The sequence below is a fragment of the Mesorhizobium sp. B2-4-18 genome (genome assembly GCF_006441385.1).
Lineage (GTDB): Bacteria > Pseudomonadota > Alphaproteobacteria > Rhizobiales > Rhizobiaceae > Mesorhizobium > Mesorhizobium australicum.
This window is the reverse complement of the sequence record NZ_VFUW01000003.1, coordinates 139,474-160,374: the sequence shown is the minus strand read 5'-3', so window position 1 is coordinate 160,374 and position 20,901 is coordinate 139,474. Positions and strand designations below refer to the sequence as shown.

At 64.0% G+C, this 20,901-nt stretch carries 18 protein-coding genes; 8 read left to right on the top strand and 10 right to left on the bottom strand.

Annotated features, from left to right (window positions below; all coding sequences use genetic code 11):
• Positions 1-210: 210 nt before the first annotated feature.
• The 6 genes from fdxA to FJ527_RS07860 form a co-directional block, all read right to left on the bottom strand.
• Positions 211-549, bottom strand: coding sequence for a ferredoxin FdxA (fdxA, locus tag FJ527_RS07885; protein ID WP_015315302.1), 339 nt, complete (start codon positions 547-549; stop codon positions 211-213).
• 229 nt (positions 550-778) lie between these two features.
• A complete protein-coding gene (locus FJ527_RS07880; RefSeq protein WP_140616658.1) occupies positions 779-1,165 on the bottom strand; it encodes an RNA-binding S4 domain-containing protein in 387 nt (128 codons plus the stop codon).
• 10 nt (positions 1,166-1,175) lie between these two features.
• Positions 1,176-4,532, bottom strand: coding sequence for a helicase-related protein (locus FJ527_RS07875; protein ID WP_140822545.1), 3,357 nt, complete (start codon positions 4,530-4,532; stop codon positions 1,176-1,178).
• A 232-nt stretch (positions 4,533-4,764) separates the two neighbouring features.
• Positions 4,765-5,067: a hypothetical protein gene (locus FJ527_RS07870; protein WP_140822543.1), complete on the bottom strand. Its 303-nt coding sequence runs from the start codon at positions 5,065-5,067 to the stop codon at positions 4,765-4,767.
• A 196-nt stretch (positions 5,068-5,263) separates the two neighbouring features.
• On the bottom strand, positions 5,264-5,989 hold the full coding sequence (gene phbB, locus FJ527_RS07865) for an acetoacetyl-CoA reductase (protein WP_015315305.1): 726 nt from the start codon (positions 5,987-5,989) through the stop codon (positions 5,264-5,266).
• Between the two features lie 106 nt (positions 5,990-6,095).
• Entirely contained in the window at positions 6,096-7,274 is a 1,179-nt protein-coding gene (locus FJ527_RS07860) for an acetyl-CoA C-acetyltransferase (RefSeq protein WP_015315306.1), read from the bottom strand.
• Between FJ527_RS07860 and FJ527_RS07855 the strand changes: the two genes are divergently transcribed.
• Together FJ527_RS07855 and phaR are read left to right on the top strand one after the other, a co-directional pair.
• Entirely contained in the window at positions 7,261-7,488 is a 228-nt protein-coding gene (locus FJ527_RS07855) for a hypothetical protein (protein ID WP_140616661.1), read from the top strand. The genes FJ527_RS07860 and FJ527_RS07855 overlap by 14 nt on opposite strands.
• A gap of 81 nt (positions 7,489-7,569) precedes the next feature.
• Entirely contained in the window at positions 7,570-8,178 is a 609-nt protein-coding gene (phaR, locus tag FJ527_RS07850; RefSeq protein ID WP_140822541.1) for a polyhydroxyalkanoate synthesis repressor PhaR, read from the top strand.
• 20 nt (positions 8,179-8,198) lie between these two features.
• Here phaR and FJ527_RS07845 read toward each other — a convergent pair whose 3' ends face one another.
• A complete protein-coding gene (locus tag FJ527_RS07845; protein WP_140822539.1) occupies positions 8,199-9,341 on the bottom strand; it encodes a citrate synthase in 1,143 nt (380 codons plus the stop codon).
• A 93-nt stretch (positions 9,342-9,434) separates the two neighbouring features.
• Between FJ527_RS07845 and FJ527_RS07840 the strand changes: the two genes are divergently transcribed.
• The 5 genes from FJ527_RS07840 (at position 9,435) to FJ527_RS07820 (ending at position 17,364) form a co-directional block, all read left to right on the top strand.
• Complete coding sequence (locus FJ527_RS07840) at positions 9,435-10,523, top strand: citrate synthase/methylcitrate synthase (protein ID WP_140822538.1); 1,089 nt, start codon at positions 9,435-9,437, stop codon at positions 10,521-10,523.
• A 218-nt stretch (positions 10,524-10,741) separates the two neighbouring features.
• A complete protein-coding gene (locus FJ527_RS07835) occupies positions 10,742-11,872 on the top strand; it encodes a patatin-like phospholipase family protein (RefSeq protein WP_140822536.1) in 1,131 nt (376 codons plus the stop codon).
• 805 nt (positions 11,873-12,677) lie between these two features.
• Positions 12,678-13,853, top strand: a complete 1,176-nt coding sequence (locus FJ527_RS07830) for an efflux RND transporter periplasmic adaptor subunit (protein WP_140720041.1) — start codon at positions 12,678-12,680, stop codon at positions 13,851-13,853.
• 80 nt (positions 13,854-13,933) lie between these two features.
• Positions 13,934-17,110, top strand: coding sequence for an efflux RND transporter permease subunit (locus FJ527_RS07825; protein WP_140822534.1), 3,177 nt, complete (start codon positions 13,934-13,936; stop codon positions 17,108-17,110).
• Between the two features lie 95 nt (positions 17,111-17,205).
• On the top strand, positions 17,206-17,364 hold the full coding sequence (locus tag FJ527_RS07820) for a DUF3309 family protein (RefSeq protein WP_015315312.1): 159 nt from the start codon (positions 17,206-17,208) through the stop codon (positions 17,362-17,364).
• 64 nt (positions 17,365-17,428) lie between these two features.
• Here the strand turns inward: FJ527_RS07820 and FJ527_RS07815 are convergent, their stop codons facing one another.
• The gene (locus tag FJ527_RS07815) at positions 17,429-18,388 is read right to left on the bottom strand and encodes an SDR family oxidoreductase (protein ID WP_140822532.1); all 960 of its coding nucleotides are present in this window, start codon (positions 18,386-18,388) and stop codon (positions 17,429-17,431) included.
• A gap of 89 nt (positions 18,389-18,477) precedes the next feature.
• Entirely contained in the window at positions 18,478-18,687 is a 210-nt protein-coding gene (locus FJ527_RS07810; protein WP_140720047.1) for a DUF680 domain-containing protein, read from the bottom strand.
• 114 nt (positions 18,688-18,801) lie between these two features.
• Between FJ527_RS07810 and FJ527_RS07805 the strand changes: the two genes are divergently transcribed.
• A complete protein-coding gene (locus FJ527_RS07805) occupies positions 18,802-19,716 on the top strand; it encodes a LysR family transcriptional regulator (RefSeq protein WP_140822530.1) in 915 nt (304 codons plus the stop codon).
• Here FJ527_RS07805 and FJ527_RS07800 read toward each other — a convergent pair.
• A complete protein-coding gene (locus tag FJ527_RS07800; protein WP_015315316.1) occupies positions 19,674-20,855 on the bottom strand; it encodes an MFS transporter in 1,182 nt (393 codons plus the stop codon). The genes FJ527_RS07805 and FJ527_RS07800 overlap by 43 nt on opposite strands.
• Positions 20,856-20,901: the final 46 nt, after the last annotated feature.

The window sequence follows — 20,901 nt, the reverse complement described above, 5'->3', positions numbered from 1 at the left end:
GGAATGGGATTTTCACCTTTCAGTGATTTGGGGCGTCTGCGCCATAAATCGACGTTGTGTCACCGGCATGTTTCGCTGATGTAACACAAAAAGTCGGAAGAATCAAGGTTTTGCTGCGTAAGCGAAGGCCACAACCAATCGCCGCCTGTCAAGGCGGTTAATCCGGCGTGCCTGTTACGCTGCGTCATACAAGCCTTTACAGCGGTGTTGTCAATCGCCTTCGCCGGGCTCGGCGGAGAAGTATTTCTCGAATTTGCCGGCCTCGCCGTCGAAGCTCTTGGCGTCGGCCGGCGGCTCCTTCTTGGCGGTGATGTTGGGCCATTTATCGGCATATTCGGTGTTGATCTGCAGCCATTTGTCGAGGCCGGACTCGGTGTCGGGCTTGATCGCGTCGGCCGGGCATTCCGGCTCGCAGACGCCGCAGTCGATGCACTCGTCGGGATGGATGACGAGCATGTTCTCGCCTTCGTAGAAACAGTCGACCGGACAGACCTCGATGCAGTCCATATATTTGCATTTGATGCAGTTGTCGGTCACGACATAGGTCATCGGTCGGCTCCGGGACGTCCCGTTTTTGTTGGCTTTTTCCGTGAGGTAACGCCTTTATGGGCTGCTTGCAAGGGTAGCCATTCCCGGCGGCGCCAGAGTTTGGGAAATTGAATTTCAGATCGGCGGTGCCAGGACGGTCCCACATCCCTTACCGACGTTGGTTTGCCGGTGCAAAATCTGTTTTGGTTGCCGTTGCCGCGGGAGAGCACATCCGCATTGATCGGCAGGCTCAATCTTCGTCGCGCAATCGGTCGGTCTGGCGACGCTCTTTTTTGGTCGGTCGGCCGCTGCCTGCTTGGCGCAGCGCCGGGATAGCATCGGGCGGGGCGTCGCCCTTCGGTGCGGGCGGAGGCGACATGTCTTGATAAAGAGTGCGGGCTTCCTCGGACGGGCCGCGCCGCGCGCCAGCGCCGAGCACCTTCCAGACGAAAATACGCCGGTCGAGCGTGATGGTCAGCACGTCGCCTGGCTTGACCAGATCGGAGGCCTGCGCTGCTTTGTCGCGATTGATGCGCACGCGGCCGGCGACCACCAATTTGGCCGCCAGCGAGCGCGATTTCACCGCGCGCGAGAAGAACAGCCATTTGTCGATGCGCTGACGGCCTTCAGCAACCATCGAAGCGAGTTTACTTCTTCAATTGGTCGCGCAAGGCGGCGAGCTTGGCGAAGGGCGAGTCCGGATCGAAACGCACCGGGCGCTCCTCCCGGGGCTTGGGCTGGAAAGCGGGCTTTCCGCCGCGATCGGCACCCTTGCCTTCCGGCCTGCCGCCCTTCCAGTCTGGCCGGCCTTCTCGGCGCTCGGGACGCTCGCCCTGCGGGCGGCCGTCGCGGCGCTCAGCGCCCTCAGCTTGCGGCTTGGGCTTGAACTTCGAGCGGTCGAAGCGCGGCTTTCCGGCGCCGTCGCGGCGCCCTTCGTGCGCGGGACGGTCCGCGGGCGCGGCTGCTGCCTGTTCGCCGCCGGCCGGCGCGTTGCTTCGGCCGCGCGCCTGTCCGTTTTGCGGCCGGTTGTTGCGGCCGTCGCGATGACGCGGACGCTGGTCGAAGCGACCTTGGCGCCACAGCAGGATCGGCTTTGGCGCTTCGGCTTCCGGCACGGGTTCGCCGGCGGCTTCCGCCACTGCAGCCGGTTCGGCGGCTTCCGTCGACGCGGAGGCTTCGACGGCGGGCTCCGCCGCTGCGGTTTCCTCGGTGGGCTCGGCAGTTTCAGGTTCGGCCCGCTGCTCAACCGGCGCCGGCTCGGCGGCTTCAACAGCGGCTTCGGCTACAGGTTCCTCCGCAACTTCAGCGGTGGCTTCCGCCTGCTCTTGCGCGACAGCTTCCACCGGCGCGTCGGCGGCGACTTCGGCTGGAACCTCCGTCTCCACGTCGGTTGCCGCATCCGGCACCAGTTCGGCTCCCTCGGCGGCCGACTCTTCCGCCGCCTTGGCTTGTTCCGCGCGGGCTGCTTCTTCGGCTGCCTGCCTGGCCGCGGCGGCTTCCCGCGCGGCATTGTCCTGCGCTTCCAGCCGTGCCTTGACTTCCGCGGCCGACTTCGGCTCGGCGCGATAGCCAAGCCCCTTGAGGATCTCTTCCATGTCGTCGGCGGTGGCGCCAAGGATCGACATCATCGGCGGCGTCACCATGAAGGACTGGCCGTCATAGGCGCCGTCCGGACGCTGGCCAAGGCCGGGCTTCCAGTTGGTCGCCGGGCGGATCAGGTCGGCCAGCCGCTCCAGAATGTCGATGCGCACGGCGCGGCGGCCGAGATTGCGGTAGCCAGCGAGCTTGTAGAAGGCCTTGTCGAAGGCCGGGTCGATGACAACAGAGGTGCGGCCCGACGCCAGCGCGTGGACGACGTCGCCGAAGCCTGGCTTGTCCTTGCCGTCGTTCTTCAACGCCCACAGCAGCGTCACCAGCCCGGCGGGTGCCGGCTTGATCAGCGCCGGCACGAACACGTGGTAGGCGCCGAAGCGGACGCCAAGCCGGCGCAGCGCCGCGCGGCCTTCCTGGTCCAAGGATTTCATCTCTTCGGCGATGTCACGACGGTTGATGAGGCCGAAATTCTCGACCAGCTGGAAAGCGATGCCACGGCCGATGCCGGAAATCTGCTCGGCGTTCTTCAGATCGACCAGCGGCTTCAACAACGACTCGATCTGGAAATTGACGAAGCGTTCGGCGCGCGCCGCGACCTTGTCGCGCGCCGGGCCCGTCAGCTGTTCGTCAGCCAGCAACACCAGGCGCGGCTTCAGCGCGTCTTCGCCCGAGACCAGCGTGCCTATCGGCGCGCCGATCCAGCGCAGCGTGCCGTCCGAACCGAGCGCGAGATCGCCATTGGCGCAGGCGCCGAAGCGCTCCGCGCGTGCCTCGAACTCGGCGGCAAGCGCCTTTTGCGCGGCAGTGCGCACGGCCTTGGCGTCTTCGCCGCCGGCGGTCTGGTCGGCGGTGAAGCGGAACCCTTGCAACTCGCCGACATGATGGCCTTCGACAAGGACGGTTCCGGTAGGACTGATTTCGGCTTCAGGCATGGTATTTTCTCTAAGGCGCCGCATGAGGACGGAAGTCCTGCGGTCTACGAAGCGTTTCGTCAACCGCTCATGCAGCGCATCCGACAATCTGTCTTCGATTTCGCGCGTCTTTTCCTGCCAGTGTGCCTGATCGGCCAGCCAGCCGGGCCGGTTCGACACGAATGTCCAGGTGCGGATCTGGGCGATGCGGTGCGACAGCGTGTCGATGTCGCCCTCGGTGGTGTCGGCGCGGCGCACCTGTTCGGCCATGTAGTTCTCGTCGACATGGCCCTGCCGGGCGAGGTCCATGTAGATCGAGGCGATGAGGTCGGCATGCTGGGCAGGCGCGATCTTGCGATAGTCGGGCAGGGCGCAGGCTTCCCACAGCAGCGCCACGCGCTTGGCGTTGGTGGCGAGCGCGCGGATGTCTTCGTCGCGGGAGAGATGTTCGAGCGCTTGCGCATCGACGGCCGGCAGCGCGCGTGTCAGACCCTCGACCGGGGCGTTGGTTTCGATCGAGCGCTTCAGCGCATCGAGGCTGGCGAAATCGAATTGGGCGGTGCGCCACTGCAGCACCTTCACCGGGTCGAAGTCATGGCCCTCGATCTTCTGGACGAGGTCCTCGTCCAGCGGATCGACCTGGCCGGTGACGCCGAACGTCCCGTCGCGCAGATGCCGGCCGGCGCGGCCGGCGATCTGGCCGAGTTCGGCCGCCGTCAGATTGCGGTACTGGTAGCCGTCGAACTTGCGGTTCTGGGCGAAGGCGACATGGTCGAGGTCGAGGTTGAGCCCCATGCCGATCGCGTCGGTGGCAATGAGATAGTCGACATCGCCCGACTGGAACAGCGCCACCTGGGCATTGCGGGTGCGGGGCGACAGCGCCCCGAGCACGACGGCCGCACCACCCTGCTGGCGGCGGATGAGTTCGGCGATGGCATAGACCTCGTCGGCGGAGAAGGCGACGATCGCGGTGCGCCGTGGCAGGCGGGTCAGTTTCTTGGAGCCGGCATAGGCCAGATGCGACAGCCGCGGCCGCGTCACCACGGAGATGCCTTTCAGCAGCCGCTGGAGAATGCCGTGCATGGTGGCCGCGCCAAGCAGCAGCGTCTCCTGGCGGCCGCGCAGATGCAGGATGCGGTCGGTGAAGATATGGCCGCGCTCGAGGTCGCCGGCCAGTTGCACCTCGTCGATGGCAACAAAGGCGGCGTCGGTTTCACGCGGCATGGCTTCGACGGTGCAGACCGAATATCTGGCGCCCGGCGGCTGGATCTTCTCCTCGCCGGTGATCAGCGCCACTTTGTTGGCACCGACCTTTTCGCAGACGCGCGTGTAGACCTCGCGGGCCAGCAGCCTCAGCGGCAGGCCGATGACACCGGTTTCGTGCGCCACCATGCGCTCGATGGCGAGATGGGTCTTGCCGGTGTTGGTCGGCCCAAGCACGGCGGTCACGTCGCGGCCCGACAGGATCAGCGGCTCGGTGTGTTTCGGCTGGATGTTCATCGGCTCGGAAATAAGGCTTTCTGGCCTCTCGTGGTCGGGAGCGTGCCAGGACGGCGCGTATGACAGCCGACACATAGGGATTTCGGGCGCGAAGCGAAAGCAGAATGTTCCGGCAGGGTTCCGGAGACGCCCGTCTCACTCCGCAAATCAGCCCCTGCTTAACAGTTGGAACGAGTCTGGAACGAATCAGCGACGAATCGGCGACTCCGTCAGATTCAGCTTTTGTTCACGGCTAGATATGGATTTTGTTTCCACGAGTCTCACCACATGCTGAATCGCCGAACTGGCCCGTTTTATGCTGGGCGGGTCCTTCCGTTAACTTTCGCCGGGAACGATGAGGGCGATACGGTGCGCGCCCCGTTAAACTTATGAAACTGTTAATCTTTCTAAACTCGACGTTAAAGAATAGCAGCTTATCGCGGCCATTAATCTTAACATTGGGCTCAAAGCCGGAACGAATCGGCGACAAAGCAGCGCCGGCCGTATTTTCTCTTTTTGTTCCCCCAATATCTTGTGTTGTGAACAGCTTATCCACCGAGAATCCACAGGCTTGATCACAGGGTTCGCACAGACGCGCTTATCGGCATTAAGCTTTGCGTGCCGGATTGGGGCATTGCGTCACAGCGATGTCTTCCAAGAGTCAGGCGCCATTTGGAAGCGGACCGATTTTCCGGTCCGCTTATCGCAGGGTACGCATGAATCCGCAGCGTTGGACTGCGCGAGCAGACGTCTCAGACGAAGTACTGGCCGCCATTGGCGGTGAGGGTCGAGCCGGTGATGAAACCGGCATCTTGCGAAGCGAGGAAGACCACGCAGCGCGCGATCTCTTCCGGTTCGCCAAGGCGACCCACGGGGATTTGCGGAATGATGCGCTCGTTGAGCACCTTTTCGTCGATTGCCTTGACCATCTCGGTGGCGATGTAGCCAGGGCAGATGACGTTGACGGTGATGCCCGCGCGGGCGCCTTCCTGGGCGAGCGCCTTCGAGAAGCCGATGTCGCCGGCCTTGGCGGCGGAGTAATTGACCTGACCGGCCTGGCCCTTCTGGCCGTTGATCGAGGAGATGGTGATGACGCGGCCGAACTTGCGGTCGCGCATGCCGCCCCACAGCGGATGGGTCATGTTGAAGACACCGGACAGATTGGTATCGATCACCTCTTTCCACTGCTCGCGGGTGATCTTGTGGAACATGGCGTCGCGGGTGATGCCGGCATTGTTGACCAGCACCGAGACAGGGCCGAGGTCGGCCTCGACTTGTTTGATACCGGCCGCGCAAGCGTCATAGTCGGCGACCGACCATTTGTAGACCGGAATGCCGGTCTGCGCCTTGAACTTCGCCGCCGCCTCGTCATTGCCGGCGTAGTTCGCGGCAACCGAATAGCCGGCGTTCTTCAAAGCGATCGAGATCGCCGCGCCGATGCCACGCGATCCACCCGTGACGATTGCAACCTTGGTCATGCATTTCCCCTTTTGAAATCGCCCTGTTGTCGGGCTTGGCAGGCACTGGATTTACGACAGGCACCACATGTGAAACGGGCGGCTTGCGCCGCCCGTCCAAAGTCTATCAGAAAGCCTCCACGCACATGGCGACGCCCATGCCGCCGCCGATGCATAGGGTGGCCAGCCCCTTCTTGGCGCCGCGTCGGCGCATTTCGAAGACCAGCGTGTTGAAGATGCGGGCGCCCGAGGCGCCGATCGGGTGGCCGATGGCGATGGCGCCGCCATTGACGTTGACGATCGAGGGATCCCAGCCCATGTCCTTGTTGACGGCGCAGGCCTGTGCGGCGAACGCCTCATTGGCCTCGACAAGGTCGAGATCCCCTGCCGACCAACCGGCCCGTTCCAAGGCCTTGCGTGAAGCGGGAATGGGTCCGGTGCCCATGATCGCCGGATCGACGCCGGCGGTCGCCCAGGAGGCGATGCGCGCCAGCGGGGTGATGCCACGCCTTGCGGCTTCCGCTTCGCTCATCAGCAGCGCGCCGGCGGCACCGTCATTGATGCCGGAGGCATTGGCGGCGGTCACCGTGCCATCCTTGTCGAAGGCCGGCTTCAGCTTGGTCATGGCATCGATCGTGGCGCCGTGGCGGATGTATTCGTCCTGATCGACAACCGTATCGCCCTTCTTGCCCTTGATGGTGAAGGCGACGATCTCGTCCTTGAACTTGCCCGCCTTCTGCGCGGCCTCGGCCTTGTTCTGCGAGGCCAGTGCGAACTGGTCCTGGTCGTCGCGGGTGATCTGGAACTGGCGGGCGACGTTCTCGGCGGTGTTGCCCATGTGGTAGCCATTGAAGGCGTCCCACAGCCCGTCCTTGATCATGGTGTCGATCATCTTGTAGTCGCCCATCTTGACGCCGGCGCGCAGGTGCTCGGCGTGCGGCGACAGCGACATCGATTCCTGGCCGCCGGCAATGATCACCTTGGCGTCGCCGGTGGCGATCTGCTGCATGCCGAGCGCGATGGCGCGCAGGCCCGAACCGCAAACCTGGTTGAGGCCCCAGGCGGTGGTCTCCTTGGGCAGTCCGGCAAGGATCGAGGCCTGGCGGGCCGGGTTCTGGCCTTGCGCCGCGGTCAGCACCTGGCCGAGGATGACCTCGTCGATCTCGGCCGGTTCGACCCCGGCACGCGCCAAAAGTTCCTGCACGACGACGGCGCCGAGCTCATGCGCGGGCGTGGCGGCGAAGGCGCCGTTGAAGGAGCCTACAGCCGTGCGCGCGGCGCTGGCAATGACGATGGAAGCGGACATTTTCTTCTCCAGACTTCAAGGGTGTTGTTGTGCCGTTGAGGACTTTTTTGCCCTTTCCCACCCCCAAGTCAAACCGGAAATCGGCATGGCGCCGATGCGCCGCAAGCGGGCCGCGCATCGCGGTGTCGGCGGTCCGGTCGCTGCCGCGCAGCATATTTTGCCTGCTATGCAGCATTATATGATCCCGCAGTGCACAAACTGCTTGGAATTGTAGGGCTTTTGCGCATATCCTCAAAAAGGGCGCAATCGTTACCGGCTGCTTACTCAGGCGTGCCGGTGTCCGGGGAGGATGCAGATGGCCGCAAAAGACGACCCTATCATTATCAAGAAATACGCCAATCGCCGCCTCTATAATACGGGGACGAGTACGTATGTGACGCTCGAGGATCTGGCCGAGATGGTCAAGAAGGGCGAGGAGTTCACCGTCCAGGACGCCAAGACCGGCGACGACATCACGCATCCGGTGCTGACCCAGATCATCTTCGAGCTGGAGAACAAGGACGGGCAGAACATGCTGCCGATCCCGTTCCTGCGCCAGCTGATAGCCTTCTACGGCGACCAGATGCAAATGATCGTGCCGAGTTTCCTCGAGCAATCGATGATCGCCTTTTCCAAGGAACAAGAGCGGTTCCGCGAGCAGATGAAGGGCGCCATCGGCAAGTCGCCACTGGACGTGATGAAGATGGCGACGCCGATCAAGGCGCTGGAAGAACAGACGCGCCGAAACATGGAAATGTTCCAGAACGCGATGCGGCTGTTCACGCCTTTTCCGCCCGCGGGCCCGGCACCGGCAGCGGCCCCCGCCGAGCCGGCCAGGAAGGAAGCGCCGGAGAAGTCCGACGATCTGCAGCAGTTGAAGGACCAGATCGCGGCCATGCAGCGCAAGCTCGACACGATGTCATGAGCGCATAGCGCTCACGCGATTTACGGCAGCAATCCCTCATAGCGGCCGCGCGGCCGGATGATGCTGCCGCTCACGATCTGTTCGACCAGATGTGCCGCCCAGCCGACGCTGCGTCCAAGCGCGAAGAGGTGGAACGGTGCATCGCGCGGCAAGCCAAGGCCGCGCGCCAGCACGGCCAAGGCAAAATCGATATTCGGTTGGGCGCCGGTCGCCGCCATGGCGGCGGTTTCCAGCGACCGCAATGTTTCATCGGTGTTGTCGAAGGCCGCCAGAAGCGCCGTGGCCCGGGGATCGCCCTCGGGATAGAGCTGGTGGCCGAATCCCGGCAGTGGCCGGTCGTGGCCAAGCCAGCGCCGGATCGCGGCATCGGCACCATGCCGTCCCGCGTCTTCGGCGAGTTGCATTACCGCTTCGCCGGCGCCGCCGTGGCGGGGACCTGACAGTGTCGCCAGGCCGGCCAGCAGACAAGCGGCGGGCGAGGCTCCGGTCGAGGCGGCGACGCGGGCCGCGAAGGTCGACGCGTTGAGTTCGTGATCGGCAAGCAGCACAAGCGCACGCCGGATCGCATCCGCGCCTTCATCGTCCACCGACCAGCCCCGCGCCAATCGCTGGTGCACCGGTTCCGGCCCTGCCTCGGCACCGAGAGCGCTGGCCAGCACACCGATCGCGCGTGCGGCATCAGTGCACAGCGAGGCAGCATTTCGTCCAAGCGAAGACCGCGCCTGGCCGGCAAGCAAAGCGAGTTGCACGAACGCCTGGGCGCGGCCGGTCGGGCGCGGCGCATCTGGTGGCGACGCTTCGAAATGGACCGGGCCGGACAGAGCCCAGAGCAGTCCAGCGGTTTCTTCCAGCGTGGCATGGTCGGACAGCGCAACGGCATCCCGGCCCCGATAGATGAGGTTGCCGTGCGAGATGGTCGAGATCGCGGTGACGAGCGACGGCTCGCCCCAGGCGATCGCGCTTTCGGCAATGGCCGAGGGGCTGCGCCCGCGCGCCCTTCGCGTTGCCAGCGCCGCGATGTCGTCGGCGCGGTACTGGCTGCGGCGCGGATCGGCCCGATCCGGGCGCATGCCGATGCGACCGCGGCTGACATAGGCATAGAGCGTCTGCGGCCTCACCCGGAGCCTTTCCAGCGCCTCTTCCCGCGACAACCATTCGGACATATCGAGCTCAGATATTGATTCTATTGATCAAGATTGATGCTTATGGCGCCCATCCTTATCTCCCACCGGGAAAAGCTTCAAGGAGACAAGACCATGGCGAATGGGCTCGATGATGTGGTGGCGGCCGAAACCGTGCTGTCCGACGTGGATGGCCTGGGCGGCCACCTGACGATCCGAGGCCATTCGCTTGGGGACTTGGCTGGACAATGGAGTTACGCCCGGGTCGTCCGCCTACTGCTGGACGGCTTCTTCGACGATCTGCCCGGTGACGCCGAACTGGCGGCAAGGTTGGGCGGGGCACGCACCGAGGTCTTCGACCGGCTCGCGCCTTCGCTGCGCCTGCTGGCGCCGCTCGAAATCTACAGCGCCATGCGCGCCGGCATGGCCTTGCTGCCGGATGGCGAAACGCTGGCGGACGCCTTGCGGCTGATCGCTGCGCCCGCTGTGCTGACGCCGGCCTTGCTGCGCCTGCGGCGCGGCGAGCAGCCGATCGCACCCGACGGCAAGGCGGATCATGCCACCGACATGTTGCGGATGCTCAGGGGATCGGTCCCGTCGCCGGCATTGGCAAACGCGCTCGACACGTATCTGGTGACCGTTTGCGATCATGGCCTCAATGCCTCGACCTTCGCCACCCGCGTCGTCGCTTCGACCCTGGCGGGCCTGACATCGTCGGTGCTAGCCGGGCTTGGCGCGCTCAAGGGGCCGCTGCATGGCGGCGCGCCCGGCCCGGTCATCGAGATGCTCGACGCCATCGCCGCGCATGGCGATGCGGCCACCTGGCTGCGCGACGAGATCGCGCATGGCGAACGCATCATGGGCTTCGGTCACCGCATCTACCGCGTGCGCGATCCGCGTGCCGATGTCCTGAAAGCGGTGGTGCGCAAGCTTGGCGGTGAGGGCGACACCGGCAGGCGGCTGGCTTTCGCCGAGACGGTCGAGCAAACCGCGCTCGACGTGCTCCGGGTCGTCAAGCCGCAGCGTTCGCTGCAGACCAATGTCGAATTCTACACCGCACTGGTGTTGGAAGCGGCAGGGTTTCAGCCCGAGGCGTTCAGCAATGTCTTCGCAGCCGGACGCGTCGCCGGCTGGGTCGCGCACGCGCGCGAGCAGCAGACCACCGGACGGCTGATCCGTCCGCAGTCACGCTATATCGGGCCTGTGCCGGACCTCGTCGCCTAGCTCCCATTTGCCTGGCTTCATGTCTGTTTCGAAAGCCGCGTCTCTCCCCGTGCAGCGGATTGGCTTTCGCATGACCGAAATTTCATGTGATCACGCGAGCGTGTTCGTGTTCTTGCCTTGGTCCATCCTTATATGCTGCACTGCAACATAAGCTGGCGATAGCTGCTTCCTTCGAACGATGTCGGGGCAGGCCGGCGAATCAGGATGACAGGAACGCCATGACGAAGAACGGCAAGGCGGAGGAAAAGAAGAAGATCAACATCGCTCTCCAGGGCGGCGGCTCGCATGGCGCCTTTTCCTGGGGCGTGCTCGACCGGCTGCTGGAGGATGGCAGGCTGGAGATATCGGCGGTGTCCGGTACTAGTGCCGGCGCGATGAATGCTGTGGCGCTGGCTGACGGTTTTGTCAGAGGCGGGGTCGAGGGCGCGCGCAAGAAGCTGGACGATTTCTGGCACGCGGTGGCGGCGAAGGGACGGTTCAGCCCGGTGCAACGCATGCCGTGGGATGTCGCCTGGGGCAATTGGTCGATCGAGAACACGCCGGGTTATGTCTTCTTCGACACCATGTCGCGGGTATTCTCGCCCTATGTCGCCAACCCGCTCGGCCTCAATCCGCTGCGCGACGTGGTCGCGCGGGAGATCGATTTCGGGAATGTCCATGCCTGCAAGCCGATGGAACTGTTCATCTCCGCCACCAATGTCGAGACAGGGCAGTTGCGAGTGTTTTCCGATGGCGAGATCGATCTCGACACAGTGATGGCCTCGGCCTGCCTGCCGCAACTGTTCCGTGCTGTCGAGATCAAGGGCGTGCCCTATTGGGATGGCGGCTATGGCGGCAACCCGGCGCTCTATCCGTTCTTCAAGACGGCGGCGACCGAGGACGTGCTTCTGGTGCAGATCAACCCGGTGGTGCGCGAGGGAACACCAAGAAGCGCCAACGAGATCCAGAACCGCATCGACGAGATCACCTTCAATGCCGGGCTGCTGCGCGAATTCCGCTCGATCGCCTTCGTCAAGGAACTGATCGCCGCCGGGCGTCTGCCGCATGGCGAATACCGGGACATCCGCATGCACCGCATCGATGCCGACGAGGCGTTCAAGGATCTGTCGGCATCCTCGAAGGTCAATGCCGAATGGGCCTTCCTGACCTATCTGCGCGACCTCGGCCGCACCGCCGCCAGCGACTGGCTTGAAGAGAATTACGATGCCGTCGGCAAGCATGCCACGCTCGACCTCTCGGGCGAACTCGACGACGGTTTCAAGCCGGTCCGCGGTCCGGCACCGGGCCGTCGCGTGAAGGAGTTTCTCGCCGTTCGCAAGAATCCGGAGGCAGAGCGCCGTCGGGCCTGAGCCCGCCGGCGGCACGGCGGGTCTCCGCAGCAGCGCGTAGTCCAGCGCTGCTGGCGTGACAGCAACCTTGGCGTGCGGAAGAGCCGTCATCATGCTGACGCCTGTTGCCACCAACGGTCAGATGACGCCGGGCGGAAGACGTCCGAAGGGATCGGGCGCAATGCTCGATCCCGAATTGCGAATGGGACGAAACACACCCGGTGTTCCCGCACCTGTCTCGCGCCGAGCCCTATGTCGCGCGTATCGCGACGCGATTGTCCAGGGCGTAAGAATGCGGGCGCGTCGAGTTTTTCAGCATCAGGTTCGACCTCGGGGCATTGGCGGCGGCAAGCCTGACCTGAAAGGTTGCCGTGCCTTTTTTCGAACAATTCCAGCCCTTTAGTCGAGTGTTATGGTGTCTCGACCATTGCCTCTCGCCGATCACACTGACGCGGATCGTCGGTTTGTGCCTGCACTTCGATGGGCGACGCAATGCGGATCGCGGCTATATTTCGGAGACGGCCGGACGGGCCTGTGGCGAGCCGCGCTGGTCTCCGGTGGACGATGTTTCAGAGCCGGATTGTGAGCCGGCGGCCGGCTTCACCAAGTAGCCTGGCAAGTGACGAAGTACCGTTTCATGGCGGCCACACCTTGTTCGGCTACGCAATGCTGCTGCAACTTTGGGGCTATATTGCGATGCAACTTTGATGTAGAAGCGCGCTCGCCGATCACGGCAATTTGAACACGGTCGAGCGCGCACCCATATCGGCGACGCGCACGCGTCATCAGACGCGGTGCTGGCCGAACCCGCAGTGGAAAAATGACGATGCCTAAAATCAGGTTTCACAAGCTTGCAGCCATTGTTGTGCTCATCGGTTTCGCGGCGTGGATGGCGACAGGCGAGTTCTCGTCGGTCGGCAGCGTAGCGGCGAACAAGGCCAAGGCAGCCGAAGCCGAGCAGGGCAAGACGCCGGACGCGAGCAAGCCGAAGACGGCGGAAGCCGAACCGAAGGCCCCGCTGCGTACCGTCGCTGTGGTGACGCCGCCGCGAAAGACCTATGCGCGCGCCATCCGCATTTCCGGGCTGACCGAAGCCGACAAGCGCGCGGTGCTGGCAACCCGCGTCGCCGGCGTCATCGACAAGCTGCCGGTCAAGCAGGGCGACCACGTCAAGACCGGCGACCTGGTGCTGATGCTCGCCGCCGAGGAAAAGATCTCGATGGTCGACAACGCCAAGCAGCTTGTGGCGCAGCGCAAGGCCGAACTCGACGCCGCCGAGCGTCTGGCCAAGACAGGCAATTTGCCGAAGCTGCAGCTCGACACCGCCCGCTCCAACCTGACCCAGGCGCAATCGCAGCTGGACACCGCACAGGCCGAGCTCGACCGCAACGAAGTGAAGGCGCCGTTCGACGGCGTCATCGACCGGGTGCCGGTGGAACTCGGCAGCTCCGTCATGCAGGGCGGCGAGGTGGCGACGATCCTCAAGCTCGATCCGGTGATCGCGCGCGGCGAAATCAGCGAGCGCGACCTCGGCTATCTCAAGATCGGCGACAAGGCCAGCGTTCGGCTGGTCAGCGGCCAGACCGTCGAAGGCACCGTGCGCTATATCAGCCGCGACGCCTCGTCGGCGACCCGCACCTTCCGAGTCGAGATTGCCATCCCCAATGCCGATGGCTCGGTGCCGGCCGGCATGACGGCCGAAATCCAGCTCAGCGCGCTGCCGACCGACGCGGTGCTTTTGCCGCGCTCGGTGGTGACGCTCGGCGACAAGGGCGACCTCGGCATCCGCGCCGTCGGAAAGGACAACAAGGTGGCGTTCTTCCCGATCGATCTGGTCGACGATACGCCGACCGGTCTCGTGCTTGGGGGCATCCCGGCCGATGCGCGCATCATCGTTGCCGGCCAGGAACTGGTGAAGGAAGGCGACGAGGTCCATCCGGTCGAGGCCGATCAGGCGACCATCAAAAAACTGATCGGCGAAGCCACCGCCGGGACGCAGTAGCGCATGGGCGCCGGCGCCGGGCCTTGTCCGGCGACAGCATGTCCGTTCGCCACTCCCGAAAGCAACAGCAGGCATAAGTCATGGATATCGTCAGACTCGCAATCAACAATGCCCGCCTGACCATCTCGGTCCTGGTCTTCCTGCTGATTGCAGGCTGGGTCGCCTATCAGTCGACACCGAAGGAAGCGGAACCCGATGTTCCGATTCCGATGATGTATGTCAGCCTGATCTATCAAGGCATTTCGCCGGAGGATTCCGAGCGTCTTCTGCTGCGGCCGATGGAAAGCAAGTTGAAAAGCCTGAAGGGCCTCAAGGAGATGCGCTCGGCCGCCTTCCAGGGCGGCGGCTACGTTCTGGTCGAGTTCCAGCCGCAGACGAACCTGGCGACGGCACTGCAGGACACACGCTCCAAGGTGCAGGACGGCAAGGCCGACCTGCCGCAGGCGGCCGAGGAGCCTGTCGTCACGGAGGTCAACATTTCCGAATTCCCGGTGCTCGTCGTCACGCTGTCCGGCGAATTGCCCGAACGCGTGCTGGCTGCCGCGGCGCGCGAACTGCGTGATCGCATCGAGGAAGTGCCCGGCGTGCTCGAAGGCTCGTTGCAGGGCTCGCGCGACGATCTGGTCGAGGTCGTCATCGATCCGATGAAGCTGTCGTCCTATGGCCTGCAGCTCGACCAGCTAATCGGCGCGGTCGGTGCTTCCAACAGCCTGGTCGCCGCCGGCAACATCGAGGGCTCGGAAGGCAAATATGCCGTCAAGGTGCCGTCGCTGATCGAGACACCCGAGGATGTGGCGGCACTTCCCGTGGTCGCCGGGCCCAATGCCGTGGTGCAGGCCAAGGACATCGCGACGATACGCTCGACCTTCGCCGACGCGACAACAATCACGCGCCTCAACGGCAAGCCGGCCATCGCCATCGAAGTCAAAAAGCGCATCGGCGCCAATCTGATCGATACGCTGACCAAGGTCAGGGAGGTGTCCGATGCCTTCGTCAAGACCATGCCCGAGGGCATGCACGTCACCTACACGCAGGACAAGTCGGTCTTCGTCAACCAGCTGCTGGGGGACTTGCAGAACCATGTGATGATCGCCGTCATCCTGGTGTTCATCGTCATCCTCTACGCGCTGTCCGGCCGTGCCTCGCTGCTGATTGGCCTGGCCATTCCGTCGTCCTTCCTAATCGGTATCCTGCTGCTTGCCATGATGGGCTACACGATCAACATGATCGTGCTGTTCAGCCTCATCCTGGCGGTCGGCATGCTGGTCGACGACGCCATCATCGTCACCGAGTTCGCCGAACGAAGGATGAGCGAAGGCATGCCGAAGCAGGAAGCCTTCGCGCTTGCCGCCAAGCGCATGGCCGGCCCGGTCATCGCCGCGACGATGACGCGTATCGCCGCCTTCTCGCCGCTGTTGTTCTGGCCCGGCATCATCGGCGATTTCATGAAGTACATGCCGATCACGCTGATCGTCACGCTGTCGGCCTCGATGCTCTATGCGCTGGTCTTCGCGCCGACGCTGGGCGCTATATTCGCCAAGGCGCCGCAGCATCACGAGGATGGCAATCGCGACGGCTGGTACATGGCTGTCGTCAAGCAGGCGGTGCGCTTTCCCATCACCGTGATGGTGCTCACCGTCGTCTTGCTGACCGGTATTTTCGTTGGCTATTCAAAGTACGGTGCCGGCGTCGAGTTTTTCCCGAGCGTCGAACCTGACTACGGCCTGCTTTACGTGCATGCCCGCGGCAACCTTTCGCTGGCCGAAATGGATACGGCGACCAAGATCGCCGAGAGCCGGTTGCTCGGGTGGCCTGGCGTGAAGTCGGTCTACACCCGCGTCGGCAAGACGCAGGGCGGCGGCCAGGACGTGCCCGAGGACGTCGTCGGCGTCATCCAGTACGAATTCATCGACTGGCGCGAACGCAAGTCCGCCAACCAGATCCTAAGCGATCTGCGCGGCGTGATGGCCGGCATTCCCGGGGTCGACGTGGAGGTGCGCGTGCCGGAAGCCGGTCCGCCGACCGGCAAACCGATCCAGATCAGGCTATCGGCCGTCGATCCAGCCGGCCTCGACGACAAGGCGCGCGCCGTCGCGGCGCGTATCGCCAAGGTGCCGGGCGTCATCGATATTTCCGATGGCCTGCCGCCGCCCGGCGTCGACTGGGCTCTCGAGGTCGACCGCGCCAAGGCCGCGCAATACGGCATCAGCCCGACTTCGGTCGGCACCGTGGTGCAGCTGGTGACGAACGGACTGAAGCTCTCCGAATACCGGCCTGCTGGTGCCGATGACGCCGTCGACATCCGCCTGCGTCTTCCGGAAGACCGGCGCACGCTGTCGACGCTGGACGAGCTCAGGGTGCAGACCTCGCAAGGGTCGGTGCCGATCTCAAACTTCGTCGTGCGCAAACCCGAGCCGACGGTCGGCATCCTCAACCGCATCGACGGTGCCCGAACCGTGGTGGTGCAGGCCAATGTCGCCGCCGGCCAACAGGTCGCGGCAGTCCAGCAGCAGGTCACTCAGGCCGTCACCGATATGAATCTGGGCAGCGGAATACGCTGGAAGCTCGCCGGATCGAATGAGGACAGCGCGGAAGCCAGCGCCTTCCTCAGCAAGGCCTTCGGCGCGGCGATCTTCCTGATCTTCCTGGTGCTGCTGGCGCAGTTCAACAAGTTTACCAGCGTATGGCTGGTGCTGTCCTGCGTGGTCATGGCGACAATCGGCGTGTTCCTTGGACTGCTGATCACGGGCGAGACGTTCGGCATCGTCATGTCGGGCATTGGCGTCATCGCGCTGGCCGGCGTGGTGGTGAACAACAACATCGTGTTGATCGACACCTACGACCGGTTGCGTGAGGAGGGCTGGGACAAGATGGACGCGGTGCTGCAGACCTGCCGCGAGCGTGCGCGACCGGTTGTGCTGACGGCGGTGTCGGCGATTCTCGGCGTGCTGCCGATCGCCTTCGGCCTTGGGCTCGAAATCTTCCATCACGAGACGACGATCAATGCGCCGTCGACGCAATGGTGGATTTCGCTGTCCTCGGCGATCGTCTTCGGCCTGTCCTTCGCCACCATTCTGACGCTGGTCGTGACGCCGTCGATGCTGATGGTGTTCACCCGCGCCAAGATCAAACCCGGCGCGCGACGCGGCTTAATCAGCCGTCTCTTCCGGCGCGGCAAGGGCGAGATCTCGTCCCAAGGGCCTCTGGCAGATGTCGGCGCCGAGCCGGCAGTCAGCTTCCCGAAGGCGGCGGAATAGAGCGTTTCGCAGGCCAAGCAACAAAGGCCGTCCGGAACAACCGGGCGGCCTTTTGCATTGTTCCCTCGAATGCAACCAGACGGCGAGGGCTCAAAATGACGATCAGCACACTTCTCGTTATCATCCTGATCCTGATCCTGATCGGCGCTGTGCCGGCATGGCCGCATTCGCGCTCCTGGGGCTACGGACCATCGGGCATTGTCGGCGTCATCCTGGTCGTGGTGCTGATCCTGCTTGTGCTGGGCAGGATCTGACCGGCAACGATCCGCCGCCGGACCCTTACCGAGCGCAGCCGTTCTCACCTGCCAGCAAGCTCGATCAGGCGGCCTGGCGACGGGTGGGCGCGACGGCGATGCCGATATCCTGCAAGGCTTCGTTCACCGCCTGATCGAGCGGCGTATGCGGGATTTCGCCGATGATGCCTGCCAGCCGCGTCGAGGCCAGCCGGTGCGGCTCGAAGCGCAGGTATGACATCGAGACGATCTCTCGCCACATCGCCACGAACGGGCTGCCGGCGCGCAGCACCCACCAAGGCATGGAAGTCATCTTGAGTTGATGGCCGATGGCGTTCTCGGCGGCCACCTTGATCTCGAGATCGGTGACGGCATGGCCTGGAAAGTTCAGCGCCTCATAGAAGCCGAGCTTGTCGAGATTGCGGGCCAGCGCGACGAAACCGACGGCGAAATCCGGCAAATAGGCCCATTCATGCACGAGGTCGGCCGGACCGGGCGCGGTGTAGATGCCCTTGTTGATCTTGGCGGCGACGATCAGGTCAAACCAGGAGCCGCTGCCGGTGCCGCCGAAGAAATCGCCGGCCCGCAGAACAATGGTGCGCACCCGTCTGGCCTCGGCCTCACGGCGGAACAGATCCTCCATGGCACAGCGGATGCGGCCCTTCTCGGTCGTCGGATGGAACGGCGTGTCTTCCGTGATCACCGCCGGCATGGGCGAGCCGTAATTGTAGACGGTGCCGGGGAAGAGATGCTGCGCATCGTTGGCATGGCAGGCGGCCATGACATTTTCGGCCATTGGCAGGCATTTGCCCCAGTCGGTGTAGATCGGGTTGAGGCCGTTGAAGATGATGTCGACACCCTCGGTGGCCTGGATCAGCGATTGACTGTCCAGCGCATCGCCGGCAACCGCCGTGGCGCCCTCAAGCTCGGCCGGCACCATGCCGGTACGGGTGACGGCGCGGACGTCGAAGCCGGCGTCGATGAAGGCCTTGGCAACCACGCGACCGAGCCGGCCATTGGCGCCGAGAATTGCGATCTTGGTCATTCTTCGTCTCCTTATTCGTTTTCAAGTGCGGGGTTTGCCTAGAAGCGACGGGACAAGCCCGCCGCTTCTGGATTTTCGGGGGCCGCCGTTCAGCGGCTGCCGAAGAGGTCGCGGTTGCTACCCTGGACGGCTGGCTTCTGATTGGTCGCCTCGGATTTGCTGATCGACGTGGTGGTCACATTGTCGGTGGTGACGACGGTTGGCTGGCTGGCATTGTCCGAGCCGAACTTGTCGCTGCCGGCGAAAGCCGTGTTGGCGGCGATGAGGAGGGCGGCGGTTGCGATTGCGATCTTGGTCATTGTATTACTCCTGATTGGTTGTTGCAGTCGGTATCGGTGTTTGCAGGGTGAATATGATCGCTTCATCGATGAATTAAAATTGACTACGACTGCAGTTTTGATATTCATTATTGAATGGAAGACATTGACTGGAACCTGATCAAGAGCTTTGTCACCGTGGCGGAAACCGGCAGCCTGTCGGCCGCGGCGCGAAAGCTGTCGGTAAGCCAGCCGACGCTTGGCCGTCACATCGGCGAGTTGGAACAGGCGCTCGGCGTCACGCTTTTCCGGCGCGGCCGAAGCGGCTATGCGCTGACCGAAGCGGGAGCCACGCTGTTCGAGCGCGGCAAGACGGTGAGCGAGCAGGCAAGCGCCTTTTCACGGCTCGCTCTGGGTTCGGTCGAGGCGATCGAAGGCACGGTGCGCATCGCGGCCAGTGAGGTGGTAGCGGCCTATGTGCTGCCCGACATGATGGCGCGGCTCGGCGTCGACGAGCCCAGCATCGAGGTCGAGATCGCTGCCTCGAACCAGGTCGAGAACCTGCTGCGCAGGGATGCCGACATTGCCATCCGCATGGTCAAGCCGGCGCAGAACGAACTGGTGGCGCGCAAGGTCTGCGATATCGCACTCTGCGCCTGCGCGGCCATATCCTATCTCGACAGGCGCGGGCGCCCGGTGGGGCCGGCCGACCTCGTCAATCACGCCCTGATCGGCTTCGATCGCAGCGACGAGATGATCCGGGCCTTTTCCCAGTATGGCATCCCGGTCACCCGAAACAGCTTTCGTTTCAGGGCCGACAATCAGATCGTGCTTTGGGAAGCCGTGCGGGCGGGAAACGGCGTTGGTCTTGGCCAGGAGCCGCTGGCAGACCGCGATCCGCTGGTCGAAAAAGTGTTGCCCGGCCTGCCCTTGCCTGCCCTGCCGGTATGGCTGGCCATGCATCGCGACGTGCGCACCAGCGTGCGCATCCGCCGCGTGGCTGATTTTCTCCACGAGGAATTGAAACGTTATTCGGCGGGGGCGGCATCCGGAGCGAATTCGGCGCGGTGAGCCAATCCGGCCATCAGCAAGACGACGATCAGCAGAGCCGACATGGCGATGAAGATCGGGCCGAAGCTGGAATGCTCGGCGACGAAGCCGATCGCCGACGGCGCCACCAGAATGCCGGAATAGCCCATGGTGGTGACGACGCTCATGCCGGTGCCCGAGGACATGCCCTCCTGGTTGCCGCCGGCGGAAAAGATGATCGGCACCATGTTGGCGATGCCGAAGCCGCAAAGCGCAAAGGCTGATATGGCGAGCCAAGGCGAAGGCGACAGGCCGGCGATCAGCATGCCGGCGGCCGCGACGATGGCCGAACCGCGCAGTGTCATCACCGCGCCGAAGCGGTTGCGGACGCCATCGCCGAAAAAGCGCATGATCGCCATGACGCCGGAGAAGGCGGCATAGGCAAGACCGGCGACGGCGAGGTCGGCGCCGAGTTCCTGCCGCAGATACAGCGCCGCCCAATCGAGCACCGCGCCCTCTGAAATCATCGTCAACAGGGCCATCAGGCCGATGAGGTAGACCAATGGGTTTGCCGGCAGAGCGAATTTATGATGCTCGACCGCCTGCGGTTTGTTTTCGGCCACGATGTGGGGCACCGCCGCCGCGATTGCCGCGAAGGCAAGCACGGTCACCACCGCGGCATGGGCGAGGTGGCCATAGGTCTGGATGGCGAAGCCGCCGAGGGCGCCGCCGGCGAAACCGCCGAGGCTCCAGAAGCCGTGCGACGAGGACATGATGGCGCGCCCCAGCCGCCGTTCCACCACCACCGCATTCGCATTCATGGCGACATCCATGCCGCCGATGGAGCCGCCGAATATGAACATGGCGATGGCCGCCAGCGGCACGTCGGGTGCCAGCGCCACGACCAGCAGGCCGAGGCTGCCGCACAGGCCGAACCAGCGCAGCACGGTGCGCGAGCCGTGTTTGGAGATCAGGTGGCCGCACCATGTCATGGCGGTGACCGCGCCGGCGCCGAACAAAAGGATCAGCAGGCCGAGCGTGAATTTCGAGATGTCCAGCCGGGTCAGGAAGACAGGAATCTGCGGCGCCCAGCTGCCGGTCAGGAAACCATTGGCGAGGAAAATGGCCGCCACGGCCCATCGCCCGCGAATGGCAGTCTGCATGGCGTTCGAAGCGTTCATGGCACGAATCCGGTCAGAAAATGGCTTTGCGCGGCAAATTAGATCG

Excerpts from the sequence above, each read along its gene's own strand:
- fdxA (WP_015315302.1), bottom strand. The coding sequence starts at position 549 with ATGACCTATGTCGTGACCGACAACTGCATCAAATGCAAATATATGGAC.
- FJ527_RS07880 (WP_140616658.1), bottom strand. The coding sequence starts at position 1,165 with ATGGTTGCTGAAGGCCGTCAGCGCATCGACAAATGGCTGTTCTTCTCG.
- FJ527_RS07875 (WP_140822545.1), bottom strand. The coding sequence starts at position 4,532 with ATGAACATCCAGCCGAAACACACCGAGCCGCTGATCCTGTCGGGCCGC.
- phbB (WP_015315305.1), bottom strand. The coding sequence starts at position 5,989 with ATGACCAAGGTTGCAATCGTCACGGGTGGATCGCGTGGCATCGGCGCG.
- FJ527_RS07855 (WP_140616661.1), top strand. The coding sequence starts at position 7,261 with ATGGAAGCGGACATTTTCTTCTCCAGACTTCAAGGGTGTTGTTGTGCC.
- FJ527_RS07860 (WP_015315306.1), bottom strand. The coding sequence starts at position 7,274 with ATGTCCGCTTCCATCGTCATTGCCAGCGCCGCGCGCACGGCTGTAGGC.
- phaR (WP_140822541.1), top strand. The coding sequence starts at position 7,570 with ATGGCCGCAAAAGACGACCCTATCATTATCAAGAAATACGCCAATCGC.
- FJ527_RS07845 (WP_140822539.1), bottom strand. The coding sequence starts at position 9,341 with ATGTCCGAATGGTTGTCGCGGGAAGAGGCGCTGGAAAGGCTCCGGGTG.
- FJ527_RS07840 (WP_140822538.1), top strand. The coding sequence starts at position 9,435 with ATGGCGAATGGGCTCGATGATGTGGTGGCGGCCGAAACCGTGCTGTCC.
- FJ527_RS07835 (WP_140822536.1), top strand. The coding sequence starts at position 10,742 with ATGACGAAGAACGGCAAGGCGGAGGAAAAGAAGAAGATCAACATCGCT.
- FJ527_RS07830 (WP_140720041.1), top strand. The coding sequence starts at position 12,678 with ATGCCTAAAATCAGGTTTCACAAGCTTGCAGCCATTGTTGTGCTCATC.
- FJ527_RS07825 (WP_140822534.1), top strand. The coding sequence starts at position 13,934 with ATGGATATCGTCAGACTCGCAATCAACAATGCCCGCCTGACCATCTCG.
- FJ527_RS07820 (WP_015315312.1), top strand. The coding sequence starts at position 17,206 with ATGACGATCAGCACACTTCTCGTTATCATCCTGATCCTGATCCTGATC.
- FJ527_RS07815 (WP_140822532.1), bottom strand. The coding sequence starts at position 18,388 with ATGACCAAGATCGCAATTCTCGGCGCCAATGGCCGGCTCGGTCGCGTG.
- FJ527_RS07810 (WP_140720047.1), bottom strand. The coding sequence starts at position 18,687 with ATGACCAAGATCGCAATCGCAACCGCCGCCCTCCTCATCGCCGCCAAC.
- FJ527_RS07805 (WP_140822530.1), top strand. The coding sequence starts at position 18,802 with ATGGAAGACATTGACTGGAACCTGATCAAGAGCTTTGTCACCGTGGCG.
- FJ527_RS07800 (WP_015315316.1), bottom strand. The coding sequence starts at position 20,855 with ATGAACGCTTCGAACGCCATGCAGACTGCCATTCGCGGGCGATGGGCC.